The 17,494-nt window shown below is 35.9% G+C and carries 16 protein-coding genes; 4 read left to right on the top strand and 12 right to left on the bottom strand.

The window, feature by feature from the left end:
- Window positions 1-18: 18 nt before the first annotated feature.
- From J5J03_RS16000 to J5J03_RS15990, 3 genes are all read right to left on the bottom strand, one after another.
- Window positions 19-615 carry a redoxin family protein gene (locus tag J5J03_RS16000; RefSeq protein WP_208590870.1) on the bottom strand — a complete coding sequence of 199 codons (597 nt, stop codon included), beginning with the start codon at window positions 613-615 and terminating at the stop codon, window positions 19-21.
- 798 nt (window positions 616-1,413) lie between these two features.
- The gene (acnA, locus tag J5J03_RS15995) at window positions 1,414-4,116 is read right to left on the bottom strand and encodes an aconitate hydratase AcnA (RefSeq protein ID WP_208590869.1); all 2,703 of its coding nucleotides are present in this window, start codon (window positions 4,114-4,116) and stop codon (window positions 1,414-1,416) included.
- A gap of 181 nt (window positions 4,117-4,297) precedes the next feature.
- Complete coding sequence (locus J5J03_RS15990; RefSeq protein ID WP_208590868.1) at window positions 4,298-5,398, bottom strand: ATP-binding protein; 1,101 nt, start codon at window positions 5,396-5,398, stop codon at window positions 4,298-4,300.
- Window positions 5,399-5,588: 190 nt separating this feature from the next.
- Here J5J03_RS15990 and J5J03_RS15985 point away from each other — a divergent pair, with 190 nt between their 5' ends.
- On the top strand, window positions 5,589-6,062 hold the full coding sequence (locus J5J03_RS15985) for a DUF2621 family protein (RefSeq protein ID WP_208590867.1): 474 nt from the start codon (window positions 5,589-5,591) through the stop codon (window positions 6,060-6,062).
- Window positions 6,063-6,121: 59 nt separating this feature from the next.
- Here the strand turns inward: J5J03_RS15985 and J5J03_RS15980 are convergent, their stop codons facing one another.
- The 6 genes from J5J03_RS15980 to J5J03_RS15955 all read right to left on the bottom strand — a co-directional run bounded on the left by J5J03_RS15980 (window position 6,122) and on the right by J5J03_RS15955 (window position 11,120).
- The gene (locus J5J03_RS15980; RefSeq protein ID WP_208590866.1) at window positions 6,122-6,547 is read right to left on the bottom strand and encodes a Na(+)/H(+) antiporter subunit B; all 426 of its coding nucleotides are present in this window, start codon (window positions 6,545-6,547) and stop codon (window positions 6,122-6,124) included.
- Between the two features lie 43 nt (window positions 6,548-6,590).
- Complete coding sequence (locus J5J03_RS15975) at window positions 6,591-7,295, bottom strand: cytochrome c biogenesis CcdA family protein (protein ID WP_208590865.1); 705 nt, start codon at window positions 7,293-7,295, stop codon at window positions 6,591-6,593.
- A 228-nt stretch (window positions 7,296-7,523) separates the two neighbouring features.
- On the bottom strand, window positions 7,524-7,748 hold the full coding sequence (locus J5J03_RS15970) for a YneF family protein (RefSeq protein ID WP_208590864.1): 225 nt from the start codon (window positions 7,746-7,748) through the stop codon (window positions 7,524-7,526).
- 213 nt (window positions 7,749-7,961) lie between these two features.
- The gene (tkt, locus tag J5J03_RS15965) at window positions 7,962-9,962 is read right to left on the bottom strand and encodes a transketolase (protein ID WP_208590862.1); all 2,001 of its coding nucleotides are present in this window, start codon (window positions 9,960-9,962) and stop codon (window positions 7,962-7,964) included.
- A gap of 166 nt (window positions 9,963-10,128) precedes the next feature.
- Window positions 10,129-10,356, bottom strand: coding sequence for a DUF896 domain-containing protein (locus J5J03_RS15960; protein WP_208590860.1), 228 nt, complete (start codon window positions 10,354-10,356; stop codon window positions 10,129-10,131).
- A gap of 116 nt (window positions 10,357-10,472) precedes the next feature.
- Complete coding sequence (locus J5J03_RS15955; RefSeq protein ID WP_208590858.1) at window positions 10,473-11,120, bottom strand: YneB family resolvase-like protein; 648 nt, start codon at window positions 11,118-11,120, stop codon at window positions 10,473-10,475.
- 262 nt (window positions 11,121-11,382) lie between these two features.
- Between J5J03_RS15955 and lexA the strand changes: the two genes are divergently transcribed.
- Complete coding sequence (gene lexA / locus J5J03_RS15950; protein ID WP_208590856.1) at window positions 11,383-12,003, top strand: transcriptional repressor LexA; 621 nt, start codon at window positions 11,383-11,385, stop codon at window positions 12,001-12,003.
- A gap of 382 nt (window positions 12,004-12,385) precedes the next feature.
- Here the strand turns inward: lexA and J5J03_RS15945 are convergent, their stop codons facing one another.
- Together J5J03_RS15945 and J5J03_RS15940 are read right to left on the bottom strand one after the other, a co-directional pair.
- Entirely contained in the window at window positions 12,386-13,120 is a 735-nt protein-coding gene (locus tag J5J03_RS15945) for a hypothetical protein (protein WP_208590854.1), read from the bottom strand.
- A gap of 350 nt (window positions 13,121-13,470) precedes the next feature.
- On the bottom strand, window positions 13,471-14,394 hold the full coding sequence (locus J5J03_RS15940; RefSeq protein WP_208590852.1) for an N-acetylmuramoyl-L-alanine amidase family protein: 924 nt from the start codon (window positions 14,392-14,394) through the stop codon (window positions 13,471-13,473).
- Window positions 14,395-15,020: 626 nt separating this feature from the next.
- Between J5J03_RS15940 and J5J03_RS15935 the strand changes: the two genes are divergently transcribed.
- Together J5J03_RS15935 and J5J03_RS15930 are read left to right on the top strand one after the other, a co-directional pair.
- The gene (locus tag J5J03_RS15935; RefSeq protein WP_208590849.1) at window positions 15,021-15,137 is read left to right on the top strand and encodes a YjcZ family sporulation protein; all 117 of its coding nucleotides are present in this window, start codon (window positions 15,021-15,023) and stop codon (window positions 15,135-15,137) included.
- A 669-nt stretch (window positions 15,138-15,806) separates the two neighbouring features.
- Complete coding sequence (locus J5J03_RS15930) at window positions 15,807-16,283, top strand: CotY/CotZ family spore coat protein (RefSeq protein WP_208590843.1); 477 nt, start codon at window positions 15,807-15,809, stop codon at window positions 16,281-16,283.
- 285 nt (window positions 16,284-16,568) lie between these two features.
- Here J5J03_RS15930 and J5J03_RS22050 read toward each other — a convergent pair whose 3' ends face one another.
- Complete coding sequence (locus J5J03_RS22050; protein ID WP_231710789.1) at window positions 16,569-16,736, bottom strand: phage holin family protein; 168 nt, start codon at window positions 16,734-16,736, stop codon at window positions 16,569-16,571.
- Window positions 16,737-17,494: the final 758 nt, after the last annotated feature.

Raw genomic sequence — 17,494 nt, 5'->3', positions numbered from 1 at the left:
ACTCCTCCCCAATCATTTCTAACTCTGTACTTCATTCAAATGATCTTGCATTTGCTCTAATGACATCGCACCATTGATTCGTTTGATAACTTTTTGGTCACTAGTTCGAATCATAAATGATGTTGGCATACCAATAATAGAATAGTGTTCATACACCGTATCATCTTCATCTAATAAAACTGTAAATTGAAAATTTCCTTCATCCACGAATTTTTTTACTTTGTCGATGGAACTTTCTGTATTCGTAGTATTTACAGCAATTACCTTTACTGTATCTTTATTTTCATTCTCAAACGTCTGCAAATCAGGCATTTCTTCAAGACAAGGTGTACACCAAGTTGCCCAAAAATTCAGTAAGATATAATCTTGCTCGACATCAAATGCCTCCACTTCAGTACCTGAAAGATCAGGCAATCTAAAATTAGGTGCCTGGTCTCCAGCTTGCAATTGTTTAACATTTGGCGCAGTAATACCTACTCCATCTACAGACGTATCTTCTGTAACATCTATAATATTCGGTTCAGATGATTTATCTCCAATATTTGTAAAGTTGGTAACTAGTAAAATCACGACCAAAATCAACACAACCGATACCGATAAACCCCTCTTCCACATAACGATCATCCTTTACAATAGCACTAAAACCTATTATATAAGATAACAACCAAAGCGTCTAATTTTTAAAATGAGATAAACGCCATCTTATTCTAAAATAGTCAATCAACTACAAAAAAATCTGTTATTTGTAACAGATAAATACTGCGAAGTAATGATAATACTGTTTGTTCTGAAACTAAATGCACAGTCACCTATGAAGTAATTTTGACATATATCGTGATCATAACCGCCACTCCGGCTGCCCACTTCTCTTTCCGTGGGGTTTGCCCTTCAGCTAACTTTTTCGAGCAAAAACCGCTCGAAAAAGTGGATCTTCAGGCCAAACAGGTCCCACAGGAGTGGAAGTGGGCGGTCTTCGTTAAGAGATATGCTCCACAACACTAATCCGAAATCAACCAATCGATTTCTCCACCATATGTAGCATAGGGTGCGACTATGCCCAAGGGCGGGGTTTACAGCCGATTAGCACTGTAATAATACTGAAAAGTTTAGTTCCATGAGTTCATTTCTTTCTATAATCAGAATAACAAAAATAGCGGAGGCAGAATACGGAGACTCCTATGGGAACTCACGCGAGTACGAAGACCCTGCAGGAAAGCGATTTTTGCTTTCCGAGGAGGCTAAGGCCGTGCCCATGGAAAGCGCAGTATTCTGCCGTAGCGAATGACAACACTTCTCAAAATAACAGACCGAAAGAGGAGCAAATTCATGTCCACTTTACTTCGCAGTTTATGGATTAGTGCTAATAATGAAAAAAGATAGCCCATTATTAGGCTATCTTTTTCTTACAATCTATTAAGCTAGTTTATTACGAAGTACCATTTGAAGGATACCGCCATGACGGTAGTAGTCTACTTCTACTTCACTTTCAAAGCGTGCAATTACTTCAAACTCAGTTACTTTGCCGTCTTCATCTGTCGCTTTCACTTTTACTACATCACGTGGCTTTACAGACTCATCGATTTGTACTTCAAAAGTTTCTTTACCAGTTAATCCTAGTGAATCTGCACCTTCTCCATCTTTAAATTGAAGAGGTAACACACCCATCATTACTAGGTTAGAGCGGTGAATACGTTCAAAGCTCTGTGCAATGACAGTTTTGATACCTAATAGGTTTGTACCTTTGGCAGCCCAGTCACGAGAGCTTCCCATGCCATAATCATTACCAGCAAGAACAACTAGACCTGTACCATCTTGTTGATATTTCATTGCTGCATCATAGATAGGCATTACATCACCGGTTGGCCAGTAAGTTGTGTAACCACCTTCTGTACCTGGTGCTAATTGGTTCTTGATACGGATATTTGCAAATGTACCACGCATCATAACTTCATGGTTACCACGGCGAGAACCATAAGAGTTAAAATTACGAGGAGAAACATTTTTATCCTGCAAATATTTACCTGCTGGCATATCTTTTGCAATCGCACCTGCTGGTGAAATGTGGTCAGTTGTTACCGAATCACCAAATTTACCAATGGCACGTAAACCGGATAGTTCCTCTACTGTACCAGGTTCTTTTGAAAGTCCTTCAAAGAACGGAGGATTTTGAATATAAGTAGAGTCATCATTCCAAGCATATAATGGTTCATCCGTTGTTTCGATTGCATTCCATTTTTCGTTAGAAGCGAATACATTCTTATATTGTTCACGGAAGATTTCCGGCGTTACGACTTTTTCAACTTGTTCACGAACTTCTTCCATAGATGGCCAGATATCATTAAAGTAGACTGCATTGCCCTCTTTGTCATGACCAATTGGATCGTTCTTAAGGTCAACGTCAACAGTTCCTGCCAAAGCATATGCCACAACTAATGGCGGTGAAGCTAAGTAGTTAGCTTTCACTAACGGGTGGATACGACCTTCAAAGTTACGGTTTCCAGAAAGTACAGAAGAAACTGTTAAATCATTATCAGCAATTGCTTTTTCGATTTCTTCACGCAACGGACCTGAATTACCGATACATGTTGTACATCCATAACCTACCAAGTTGAAGCCTAATTGATCTAAGTATGGCATTAACCCAGCATCTTCTAGGTACCCTGTAACAACTTTTGAACCAGGTGCAAGTGAAGTTTTCACATATCCTGGTACTTCAAGTCCTTTTTCTACTGCTTTCTTCGCAAGCAAGCCTGCTCCAAGCATAACGTAAGGGTTAGAAGTATTGGTACAAGATGTGATCGCAGCAATTGCAACCGCACCTGTTTTCATCACAGATTTACGTCCGTTTGGATGATTGATTTCTACTTCTTTATCAAATTCAGAAGCATCTAGACCAAAGCCTTGGTTTCCAGCTGGAGCTGTAATAGCTTCATTAAATGACTTCTTCATTTCTGATAGTGGAATTAAGTCTTGTGGACGTTTTGGACCAGATAAGTTAGGTTCCAGTTCAGAAAGATTGATTTCCACTAGTTCAGTGAACTCTGCATCTGGCTGATCTGGTGAGTACCACAAGCTATTTTCTTTACAATATTTTTCTACAAGCGCTATTTGCTCTTCACTTCTGCCAGTTAGACGAAGATAGTTTAATGACTCCTCATCTACAGGGAAGAAACCACAGGTAGCTCCATATTCTGGCGCCATGTTAGAAATAGTGGCACGGTCTGCTAATGGCATATCTTGAAGACCTGGACCAAAGAATTCAACGAACTTACCTACTACTTTCTTCTCGCGCAATACTTGTGTAACTTTTAATGCTAAGTCAGTTGCTGTTGTACCATTAGGGAAGCTTCCAGTGAATTTCACACCGATAACTTCTGGTGCAGGGAAGTATGAAGGCTGTCCTAACATACCAGCTTCTGCTTCAATACCACCAACACCCCAACCAAGTACTCCTAAACCATTAATCATGGTTGTATGTGAGTCAGTACCGACTAGTGTATCTGGAAAAGCATCGACATTCCCGTCTTCATTTTCCACCGCGTGTACAACATTCGCTAGGTACTCAAGGTTTACCTGATGTACGATTCCAGTTGCTGGTGGAACGGCACGATAGTTATCAAAAGCTTTTTGTGCCCAGTTTAAGAATTCATAACGTTCTGCATTACGCTCAAATTCTAATTCCATATTTGCTTGCAAAGCATTCTTTGTACCATACTCGTCTACTTGTACGGAGTGGTCAATCACGAGATCAACCGGTACTTCCGGATTAATCTTATCTGGTGATCCGCCCATATCTACCATTGCTTTTCGTAGAGAAGCAAGGTCAACTACTGCTGGTACACCAGTAAAGTCTTGCAAAATAACACGAGAAGGTTTGAATGGTACATCTTCCCCTTTCTCTTTACCCCAGTTTGCTAGACTCTTAACGTGTTCGTCTTTAATAACATGTCCATCGTGTTGACGAATTAACGATTCTAATAAAACACGAATCGAAAAAGGTAAACGATCGATATTACCAATACCTGCATCTTCCAATGCTTTTAACTGGTAATAGTTATACTTTTTACCGTTCAGATCAAATTGCTTTTTTGCTTGAAATGGATTCTGATTAGTCATTTCACCCAGTTACCCCCTTAAAAAATGTTAGACCGAAATCTGATCTCTCATATCTCTAAATACTATGTAACATAGTATGCACCATACTATTTTAAATGAAATCGGTTTATAAGTAAAATGATTCACAGCAAAAATAACGATTAAGTCTATAAATCTATGGGTTTCATACCAAATATTAGTGTCAGTTTCCGTTAAAAGGAAGGAAAATACTGAAAGTACTTCCTTGACCATTTTCTGACTCAATCTCTAATCTTCCATTATGATTATCAATTATTTGGTTGGAAATCATTAACCCTAAACCAGTACCATTCTTCTTGGTTGTAAAAAAAGGTTCTTTCAGCTTATGAATAAGATGCTTAGGAATTCCTGGCCCTTGATCTTTTATCGCAACCATACACTCTGTCCCATAATTTTTAACTAAAACATGAATCATGCCACCATCAGTCATTTCCTCAATCGCATTTTTTATTAAATTAATAAAAACTTGCTTAATTTGAGAACGATCACAGTACACCATACAATCATCTTCCTCTGCTTCTAATACTAAATCAATATCATATAAGTTAGCTTGTGTTTTCAAAAGTGTTATCACATCGAGTAGCATTTTATTTATATTCTCATCATTTTTATCGTCTGTCATTGGTTTAGAAATAAACAGTAATTCCGATGTGATCGTGTTAATCTTGTCAATTTCATCCATCATGATTTTATAATACTCATCTTTACTACTAATACCGCCTTGCAATAACTGTACGAAACCTTTCAATGAAGTAAGAGGATTTCTTATTTCATGAGCTATACCTGCAGCTAATTGACCCGCAATTGACATTTTCTCAGATCGTATCAACATTTCCTCTGCTTGTTTTTTATCAGAAATATCTTTTGAAAGGGACAGAATCTTTTTTTCGCCGTTCCAGTTAATAACTTGCAGAATCGTTTCGAACACAATAAATCTGCCTATTTGATTACGTATATGTATATAAAATTTCTGCTCCTCGGAACTGTTTACATTAAAAAAATTTCTGATATATTTCTGATCATCACGCATGATATAACGAAACACTGACTTACCAATGAGTTGTGCTTTGCTAAAGCCTAAAACTCTTCTAACTGATTCCGATATATATTCAATCTTTCCAGAATAATTATTAATACTTATAAGATCAAAACCATTAGCTTCAACCTTATTCAGTATATCTTTTGGTAAATCCGAAAGCATGATATTTTTTTCCACTTCGTCATTTACACTCGTGCTATCTGGCTGATCGACATAATTAAGCAAGGCCTTACCCCCTAACTTTTTTCATCAAAATTATTTTGTTAAAAAGTCTAATCATGCTATAATATCAACGATCTAGTAAATTATATGAGAAATATAAATAATCATGACTAAATATACGATTCATAGTTATATTACTATATTTTACATAAAAATAAAATGATTATAAATAAGAATGGCAGGTGTCACCCTTATGTCCTTTAACTTTATGCTATTTATTGTGATTTGGACTTTTATTTTATTAGGTCTGATTGCAATCGGTGGATATTTTATGTTTCGCAAATTTTTAAAGAGTTTGCCAAAAGATGATGGAAGATCTGATTTAGATTGGGAAAAATATTATATAGAACAATCTAAACACCTATGGAGAGAAGATGAAAAAGCCTTTCTTGAAGAGTTGATATCACCCGTACCAGAATTATTTCGTGATGTAGCAAGACAGAAGATTGCCGGAAAAATTGGTCAATTGGCTATTGAGAAGAATGAATCCGATATTACACAAGAAACATTAATTCAAGGTTATATAATGGCAACTCCTAAACGAGATCATAAATTTTTACGCAAGAAACTTAAGGAAAAATCCATTGATATAAACCAATATGAACCTTATTTTCAGTATTCACCTGAAGATTACCGCAATAAAAAATACGCAGCTAAAACACGCTAATTTCTAAGTTAAACGTGTCTTGCTGCGTTTTTGTTACAGTGATAACTGTGGCTATCGTTTTATCGGTCACTAGAAATAGTTAAAACAATCGTCATCGTTACTCCAATAACCGTTAAATAAACACCTAAATCAAATAATAGTGCAGTTGCCAATTCCACTTCTCCAAAAACAGGAAAATGGAAATAATCAAATGTTTGGCTAAGAAATGGTTGACCAAATAGGAAAGAGCCAACACCTGTAGCAATTGCAATAATTAGTCCAATTGCAATCATGGTACGATAATTAACTGGCAATACTTTATTAACAGCTTTCTCACCATAAGCCATATACATCAAAACAATTGCAGCTGCAGTCATTAAACCTCCAACAAACCCCCCACCTGGTTCATTGTGCCCTGCTAAAAATAAATTTACTGCAAACCCAAACAAAATAAACGCAATTAATACTGTCATCGTTTTTAAAATTAAATCATTAGTTTTTGCCATAGACTTCCCCTCCGGATATTGTTAGTATATCTTTATCTGTTTGTTAAAATCCTTTAAAGTTAAAAAATCCTGCAAGAAATGAGGTGAGCTTCGTCATTAAATCGAAAAACAAGAAGAGCCCCATAAAAATCATTACATAGCCACCGATTTTCACTAACTTTTGTGAATTTCTCTTTATCCATTTCATTTTACCAATAAAAAAGGCAAGAATAAAGAACGGAATAGCGAAACCTAATGAATAGGCAGTCATTAATAGTATCCCCTGCTCGGTGTTTGCAGCTGCTAGCGAAATGACCGCCATTAAAATCGGACCTGTACACGGAGTCCACCCTAATGAAAATGCCATACCGATAATAAATGATCCAATGAAACCAGCTGGTTTGTTTTTAAAGTGTACTTTTTTCTCTTTCATTAAAAAATCAAAATTTAAAGCTCCTATGATAATAAGACCAAAAAAGACAATTAAAATCGCACCTATTTGGCGAATTAAATTTTCCCAGTAAATTAAAAACTCTCCAATGAAACTTGTCGCAAAGCCTAGGATAACAAATATACTAGAAAAACCTAAAAGGAAAAATAAAGTATGTAGAATGCTTTTATAGTTAAACATTGCTTTTTCTTCCTTTATATCATTGACACTCATACCAGTAATGTATGACAAAAATGCAGGGTAAAGCGGTAATACACATGGGGAGATAAATGATAAAAAACCTGCACCAAATGCAATAAAAATATTTACTTCATTCAAGTCGGTCACTCCAGACTCCTCGATATTTATCATGGTGCTAAACTTTTGTAAACCCCTTTTTCTGGCTTCTAATAACACAAGTGTAAGTTTAACAGTCACTAACACCTTGATAAATTTCGCTAATGATCATAGTCTCACTTTATAGAACTTTTATCTCTATACATATGATAAAACCCTTGCTGTAGATTAGCAAGGATTCTAATTCGACAATTATGTTACAACCTAAGGTTATTTATTATCCATTTGGTTGTTCATTGCACGCATCATTTGTTTAATTTTCTTTTGCGATGGTTTTTGCCCCATCTGCATCATCATTGTTCTTAGCATTTGTTCATTAATTGGTGGGTTTTTCTTTAAATAGTTCATCATATACTTTCTCGCGATAAAAAAGCCTAAGGCAACCCCGGCTAAAAGAGCAACCACGATAAATATAATCCAAAGAACAGTGCTCATTCGTTTGTTCCTCCTTCAAGTTGTCTCTTATACAGTATAGTAAAAGTCCTTTAATAATACAAGCACTTGCTTGTGAATTTGTCTACGCTTTAAAAAGAATGCATATGATCATATTTTAGTTTACGCCTACAATGGTTTCAATTCGTTCCAACTCATTTCCAACAGCAAAAAAAGGGACGAGGAACCTGCTCCTCTGTCCCATTTAGTTTAACCTTAGAATAATTCGTTTACGTGTTTAACGACATTTTCTACAGTAAAGCCGTATTCTTCAATAATTTTGTTTCCGTTTGCAGATGCACCGAATGTGTCGATTGTAATAGTTTTTCCTTCAAGGCCTACATAACGCTCCCAGCCTAACGAAGAAGCCATTTCAATAGCAACTCGTTTCGTTACCGCACTTGGTAATACAGATTCTTTATATGCTACATCTTGTTTGTCAAAGCGATCCCACGAAGGAATACTTACAACACTTACGTCTTTTCCTTCTTCTTTTAAAGCTTTTTGTGCTTTCACTGCAAGCTGTACTTCAGAACCAGTTGCAACAAGAATTGCATCAGGAGTTTCTTTAGAAGCAGGGCTTACTACATAACCACCTTTTTTTACACCTTCGTATGCTTTTTCAGCAGTACCTGCTAGTGTAGGAAGTCCTTGACGAGTAAGCACTAATGCAGTTGGCTGTGATGTGGATTCCAATGCTAAGCGCCATGCAGCTTGTACTTCATTACCATCTGCTGGACGGATAACAGACAGGTTTGGCATAGCTCTAAACGCAGCTAGTTGTTCTACTGGTTCGTGTGTTGGTCCGTCTTCCCCTACAGCTATTGAATCGTGTGTCAATACGTAGGTTACAGGGAGATTCTGAATAGCAGACAGACGAACTGCTGGACGTAAATAATCACTGAATACAAAGAACGTACCACCGAATACTTTAAGACCTCCGTGTAATGCCATACCATTTAACGCAGCTGCCATCGCAAATTCACGTACACCAAACCAGATATTACGTTTGTCTGGTTCTGCAGCTGAGAAATCTCCAGCACCTTTTAGATTTGTTTTGTTAGAACCTGCTAAGTCTGCACTTCCACCGAATAAGGAAGGTACAGTTTTCGCAATAGCATTCAACACTTCACCAGATGTAGCACGAGTAGCAGCTTCGTCTTTACCTGCTTCATATACTGGTAAGTCTTTATCCCAGCCTTCCGGTAATTTATTGTTAATAGCCTCATCTAGTTCCTGACCTAATTCAGGGTATGCTTTCTTGTAGGCAGCGAATAATTCATTCCATTCTTGCTCCACTGCTTTACCGTTTTCAACAATTTTCGTATTAAAGTCCTGATATACTTCATCAGGTACATGGAAATCTTCATGTTCCCAATTATAGAATTCTTTTGTTAATTTTACTTCATCTTCTCCAAGTGGTGCTCCATGTGAAGCAGCTGAAGCAGATTTATTAGGAGAACCATAACCAATTACTGTTTTTACTTCAATCAATGTCGGTTGGTCCGTATTTGCTTTTGCATCTGCAATAGCTTGTGAAATCGACTCTGTATCCGTACCATCTTCAACACGAATTACTTGCCATCCATAGGCTTTAAAACGATCTTCTACATTCTCAGAGAATGCTTTGTTTAACTCACCATCTAATGAAATATCATTAGAGTCATATAAAGCAATAAGCTTGCCAAGTTTTAGATGACCTGCAAGAGATGCAGATTCATGTGAAATACCTTCCATTAAATCTCCATCACTAACAAGTGCAAATGTATAGTGATCTACTACGTTATATTTATCTTTATTGTATTTAGCTGCTAAGTGTTTTTCAGCCATAGCCATACCAACACTCATCGCAATACCTTGACCTAGTGGTCCTGTAGTTGCTTCTACCCCATCCGTATGATGTACTTCCGGATGACCAGGAGTTTTGGAATCCCATTGACGGAATCCTTTTAGATCATCAATTTTTACATCATAACCTGACAAGTGAAGTAAGCTGTACAGTAACATGGAGCCATGCCCTGCAGATAATACAAAACGGTCACGATTAAACCATTTAGAGCTTTTTGGATTATGGTTCATGTGTTGTGTCCAAAGCGTATATGCCATTGGAGCAGCGCCCATTGGCAACCCTGGATGACCAGAATTAGCTTTCTCAATCGCGTCTATTGACAATGTTCTTATTGCATTAATAGACATTTGTTCAATTTGATTTGCCATCTTTTCATTTGTCCCCTTTCAAAATTGCAAAATATGTACGCACATTTATAATCCTATAACGAAATCAGTTTAAAGACAAGTGTATCAAGACAAAAAGCGCGTAATTTCTTTAGAAATATCAGTTTTTGCTAAATTTTTTTAGTTTTTGAAGAAAAAGTAGCATGCTCTACTTTTTCTTCTCTTTTAGTTGTTTTAACTTTTCTGGAGTGACATCATTCCCGTTCGGGTCAACAACAGTCATCCCTTTCATATGATTTGTAAACGATTTTCTGACATTTTTCAGATAGGCTTCGCGCAAAGATTTTTGTTCCTGCTTTTCTTCATCTGATAAGCCTTCTTTTTTCGCTTTATTTGCTAATTCGTTAATACGAGCAATTTTTTCCTTTGATAACATAGAGATTTGACACCTCTTTTCTATACCATAATAACGGTTGATTTATCCTAGTTTACAATGAAAAAAGAGTATACACGAATCGTATACTCTCTCTCTTCATTCTAATCTTGATTTAGTCAGTTTTCAAGTGATTGATATTCCTGATAACGGCGATGCACAGTTGCTTTAGATACATCGTAACCCATTCCTCTTAAAACGGACGCGATCTCTTGGAAAGTTAAATTATTCCCTTTTAACCTGACTACTTCTTCTATCGGAAATTCTTTTCGTTCTCTACCTTTGGCGAGATGTTGATTAGAAAGATTTTCAGCCGGGTTAAATCCATTACTTACCGCCTTTTTCATCCCTCTTTTAATTTTCGCATTATGTAATTTCCGTTGATATTCCTCTACTATCGATACAATTTGTAGCACCATCGAATCGCCTTCCGATAGTTGTAGTTCACCCTGGTGTGAAAGTGTATATATGTTGACCTTTAATCGATTTAACTGATGAAGTAGTGCTATCTTTGTATTTCCTCTGCCAAGTCTTGTTTCATCTTGAATGAGTAATGTATCTGCATTTCCATTTTGAAATGACTCTAACATTTCAAAAATACCTTCTCGTTCAATTTCATATCCACTCTGTTTTTCTTCTATTATATTGATGATCTCGAAATGATATTTATTTGCAAACAATTGTAATTCTTCTTGCTGCCGTTTAATAGAAGTTTCTTGTGCTTCTTTTTCTGTACTTACACGACAATAAATGATTGCTTTCGTCATAGATTTACACCTTCATTCTATAAACTAGTTACTGCTGAAACATAAAAAAAGATAAGAGCTAGTATAAATGCAACCAAATAGAAAATGTCAACCTTAGAAATATTTTTTAACATGATAAATCCCTCCACAGAACTTTTGTTCGTACCTTTATTATACACGAACAGATGTTCATGTCAACAGTTTTATCGAACTAATGTTTGTAAATATTACCTTGTTATGCTATACTTTGATTAATAAATAATACGTATAAGGAGATTTAAATATGACAAATCTATCAAAACGACAAGAGGAGATATTAGCTTATATTAAAGAGCAAGTAGAGCTAAAAGGATATCCACCATCTGTTCGTGAGATTGGAGAAGCAGTTGGTTTAGCATCAAGTTCAACCGTTCACGGTCATCTAGCCAGATTGGAGAAGAAAGGTTATATCAGACGTGATCCAACTAAACCAAGAGCGATAGAAGTCCTTCCACAAGATGGAGAACTAGAAATCCCGAAAACGGAAGCCACATTTGCGCCAGTTATCGGGAAAGTAACAGCTGGTCTTCCAATTACAGCAGTCGAAAATATTGAAGAATATATTCCGATACCACACAATGAAATGCATGTAAGTGAACAATTATTTGTATTGATCATTGAGGGAGACAGTATGATTGAAGCTGGTATATTGGATGGAGACAAGGTAATCGTTAAACAACAAAACACAGCAGAAAATGGGGATATTGTAGTTGCCATGACAGAGGATAGTGAAGCTACTGTGAAACGTTTCTTTAAAGAAAAGGATCATATTCGCCTGCAACCTGAAAATGCGACAATGGAGCCATTAATCTATAATAATGTCAGTATTTTAGGAAAAGTAGTTGGGTTGTATCGTAATATCTAAATGAGCTAGTCATAATAAAAAGTGCGTACTTTATATAAGTCGCACTTTTATTTTTATCTTTATTACTATCCCTTATTCCCCATAATTTTATTATGCATAGTATTTAAATGAAAGTTCTCTTCTATCCGTTATTGATAATTTTCTATCCTAAGCTAACTAACATAAGTTACTTCTTTAATTCTTTTAAGGCTATATTTTTTATTTCGAAATGGTGTATTAAGATTAAATTAAATGTAATAATTAAGATAATATGCTAAAATAGAAAACCCCCGACATAAAAGCCAAGGGTTACATCACTTATAAATATGGTCTTATTTCTCTTTCATCTACCTGTATAAGACTTTCCAAGCATATAATTTTCAAATTCCCATCAAGCTTTTAATTACGTTACTGGAATTATACCACCGTTACCTTCTGGTGCAGGCAGTGTGAAAGAAGGTGCATTCCCTAAGTTATCACAACGATTTGGATTGACATCACACACATTTCCATGTGCATCCTGTATAACTGGTCGAGTAACAGTTATATTTGTTCTTAGCACCACTTTAAATAAAATACCTGTAACCAAATCTCCAACCACAGGTCCGGTTACTATTGGTACCCCAGGTTGAGTAAATATTCCTTCCACTTCAAGAGGTGTTTCTTGTAAGGTATCTTCTGGACAAGCTCCAGGGAAGTCTGTATGCTCCTGGAAAGGAATTGTAGTATCTAACGTGACCGGTGCCTCAACACCTGCAATTGTAACGGTAATCGTCACTGGAAGCAAACCAATGTTAACAACTTTATCCCTTAAAACACGAGCATTTTGAGTAACCTCATTAATATTTGGAACTAGTTGGACTGATACAAGATCTTCTAAAACATCTAAACCTGCAAAAGCTGTTATTGGTAATGTCAGTTCTGCAACCTTTTGAACAGACTTTGTTCCTACAAGTGAATTAACTACTACACAATCATTCGTCAATTGTGCTGGTTGAAGAGCGGGTTTTTTAACATTACACTCGCAACCGGCTGCATGTTTTTTTGGTGGACAGTCATACTTTTTCCTTTTGTTTTTTGGTTTTATAGGAATTTTTCCCGGAACTTCAACTTTTACACCACAATTATGATGAGTCATATTATTCCATCCCTTTCTGTTGTTTTTTTAACCCATTTCGGATTCTCTTTATTTTACTTATTTTGAGCGTTTTTGTGTGGGCATTTATTACATAATATGGTATAAAAGTTCAAATTTTAATTTAACAGCACCTATGAGATGTAATAATAGAATTAAGTTATCAAATAAGAAACTAGTGTATGAACTACTTGACAAATATATAGATAGACTCGCCCATAAATTGAAGCTCTTTATCACAGTGCTAATCGTCTATAAGATCCTCGCTGAGCATAGCCTCACTTTACTTTTGAATAAGGAGCTCTTTTCACATCGCCCCTTCGTTACAGCGATTTTGTTGTATTCACGACTTATTAAAATGTTCCATCGTTTAAATTCCGTTGCAATTCTTTGACGACAAGTGAAGGTTCACTTAATTTCCCATCTACCACAGTACCTAGATATTGCTGGAGTTTCCGGATTGTTTGTGGCCCTAAATAACCGTCAATCTTAGCGCCAATCTTACCTTGTAATGCCTTAATAACTAAGCTGCCGCCTTTACCAAAGCTGATGCCTGATACGATCTTTGACGTAACTTTATTGCGTAATTGATTGCTGATAACACCATCAACCACGGTACCAAGATATTCTTGAAGTGCTCGTGTCGTTTGTTCTCCCCACCATCCATCTATTTTTAGATTAGCTTTCTTGCTTTTTTTCCTTCCAATAACCGCATCAGGATTAATCGCTTTGACTTTTTTCTTCAAATTAAAGATTTTAATCAAACCATCTACATGCCCTTGAGCAATGTCCTCTAAAAAAGAATCCTTTTGTAACCTAGCTGCATCACTAGCAGTATCAATAAAGCCATTTTCCGTTAGTAATGCTGGCATATTAGATTCACGCAGCATATGGAAATTAGCTTTTTTTTGACCACGATTAGACAAATTAACTTGGCCAATAATGGCCCGGTGCATCACGTTACGATACTTAGCTGAATGTGAGCTATTAGATAATCCATTATAAATATAATCTTCATAGCCAGTTCCACCACCTGCATTAATATGAACAGATACTAAATAATCTGCTCCCCATTTATTAGCATCATTCGTACGTTGCTTTAACGATAATGTTTTATCTGTAGTACGACTTAGACGAACAGACAGGCCTTGATACTGATTTAACTTTTCTCTTATTTTCAACGATATGGCTAAGTTTAAATCTTTTTCTCTTAGTCCGTTACCCGTTGCACCTGGATCATTACCACCATGACCTGGATCAATATAAATTTTAACCATCATTATCCTCCTCTGATCATCAAACTCTTCTCGAAATTCTTCCCTCAGGCTTTGCCACTTCATTCATTTATATGCTTTTGCTTATTTGCTAGGTTGGACGGTGCCAACACATTAACTTGATCAAAATTCTTGATGAGATTACTCATACTGCATACTGATTCTGCGCCCATCTCTTATCTACTTTTCATTACCTTTTATCAGGGTGCTAACCGTCTGTAAAACTCCACTTCAAACTTTCAAGTAACAAGAAGATAAGTTTAGAGGTAACAGACGCTATCCACTTATAACTTTCGTTAATGAGTAGTAGAGGTACCCCCACTGAGCATAGTCTCACTTTATCAATTTTTGAGATTAAAAAGAGACTTCTCATTTGAAAAGCCTCCATTATCACTATGAATTGGTTATTTTTTTGGACCAGGTACTTTATGATTGAATCTTCTAGAGGTCTTAACTGTCTCAGGTACAATAACATTTTTCCATATCAACATCACTGCTTTGTTGAAATAAGTGATTGTCACAATCAATTGAGAACTCCTACTCATTTTACACTATGTCGTTTGCGCCCATACAATTTTCTGAGATAAACATACAATACACAATATAAGCTAAGGGAGGTGTTACTAGAAATGAGTGGTAAAGCCGGTTATGGATATGGTAGTGGTTTTGCATTAGTAGTTGTACTGTTTATCTTACTAATCATCATTGGCGCATCTTATGTTGGTGGATATGGTGGTTATTGTTAATTTTTCTCACAACCATGATCCCTTCTTATTTTAGGATACAGAAATCCTTCTGTATCTTCGCTACATACAATGATCAGTTCACAGAATATACTTTTTATGTTAAACGGCAAAGAAGAAAAACAGAGGTATTTTAATCCGGCTATACAAAAGAAGGTATTGGTTTTACTTGAAGAGTTGTTTGAATCGAATAAGGTAAAAGTAGGCAGCTAAGGCTGTCTATTTTAATTGCAACAATAAATATCCGGACGCACTCTTACTTACACAATTTACATCGCACTTCCAAAGAAGAGGGGTTACTCTTCATTATCTTACTGAGCAACAATTATGTATAGGTGTATGTCCTGTTTTAGCCCTTACCAAAACAACTGTAAATGGTTAGGGGAATTTTACATGACTGTAATAGTAAGGGCTGAACACAATGTGAGAAGGGAGAAAACACTCCCTTGAATGACATTTTAGCACAATAAAATAACATTTCCAAATAATTGTAATGAAGATAAACCCATCGCTTATTAGTATAGGTAAACTTATAAAAATGATGCAGCAGAAATTTTATTGGAATTTCAGTTATTTGATTTATGAAAAACAAGACGTCCATCTATACCAATGTATCATTCCTACATAAACTACTATTGCTAGCGAAAACTTTCCTGGGAGGAGTGTATTATAATGGGAAAACGTCGAGACAATGTCGGCGAGGTAATCAGTAATAAAGAAGGCTGTGTGTGCGATGTTGTCCGTGCAATTGCTGACGCACAAGATAACGTTGTGGAAATGGAATGTGATGTAAGCTGTGCGAGATCCATTCAAGATTTAGTATCACCTGTACAGCGTAACGGTTTAGATACAGTACCTTTCATTTTATATGATAAAAAAGGGAAACCATTCAAGGGATTCGGAACAGAAGCTAAAAGAGGGAAATTTAAATGCTTTAGTAGTTTTATTTTCCGAGTAAATGAAGTGGACGACTGTTGTGCAGTATTAGAACTATTAGTATTCGATAACGATAAGGAAACTTGCGGCGACCCTTGCGATCAACTTGACCACGAAAAAGTGGAAGATTTAGAGCGTACTGGTATCTGTATTACAGTAGACTTAAATTGCTTCTGCGCTATTACTTGCTTACCTGCTGTTTCTGTATTTTAATGTTTCTAAAAAGTTAAGCCCAGGCCTCACCTGGGCCTTTCATTTTACATATCATATGCTATATGTGCTAGAATTTAATTATTTATTGTTAAAGTTGGAGGAATTATTTAATATTACTTTGGAAACAACATCATCTAGAACAATCATTTTTTTAATGTTTACCATCTTATTTTGCCTGCTTATCATTAAATTCATTCCGGATTTCTTCGGTAATGCTTTGACTATTCTCTTTTTCAATCGCTCTTAGCTTTTCAGCTAGTCCAGCTTGCACTAGCCACTCATACTTCAGCAAGATTTCATACTTAGACCTTCGTTGGCAATATAAAAAAGCACAGTCGCATAATTGACTACACCATTCAATCCAAGTATTTGATCTACTACATTTGCTAAAATTATTACTACTAGTATTAATAATTTACTAGCGTATCCGTATAATAATTTACGCGAACACAATCAACCATTCTTTATTGCTTTAAATACATCTGTCACTATATCTAATGCCATCAACAACAATAATAAATGCAAGAACTTTACATTTCCGAAAAGATACATTCTCACAGCTTCTAAGCTTCGATATTAACCTCTCCCATCTTCTTCTATCACGACCCCCTTCTATCTATTTTGGGTATAAAAAAAGCACCCAAACTGAGTGCTTTTGTCTAAGAATTAACTTGATATTCTTTGAGTTTATTTTCATGATGAATAATCTTTCCTTTTATTTTTACTTTTACAGATTCGTCAATGCAATCTTTAATGATTAATCTTAAATAAAATACTCTACATTTCCTCAAAAATTTAATCATAATAATCACCTGGTAAGTTTTTCTTATTCATAGTTATATTTTACTAGTTTTTATTTTTTGCAAACATGATAATTATAGTATAAACAAACTATGCGCTAGGCCTTCTATGATCTTAGTAGCAATATGCTGTCGAACAATATTTTGTAATGTTTGTTCAGATTCATTCCCTTGATATTCTTCAAGAGATAAATTAACAAAGGATTTCCACTTATTAATATGCTTGGATTTATTGTTCTCTTTCCCTAGGGTGAACTTGTGTTCTGACTACATTTTGGAAGAAACTCAATCAAATCATATCAAATAATTGATAAATCAAAAACATTCAACTTTTTTCAAAAAACGTGGGGGCCATCTGGTGAGGCATAAAAACGGGCTGCCCATAAGTCAGTTTTCATGACTTATGGGCAG

This window comes from Gracilibacillus suaedae (genome assembly GCF_017599345.1).
GTDB lineage: Bacteria > Bacillota > Bacilli > Bacillales > Amphibacillaceae > Gracilibacillus > Gracilibacillus suaedae.
The sequence above is the reverse complement of the archived record's forward strand: the minus strand, read 5'-3'. Positions and strand labels throughout refer to the sequence as shown.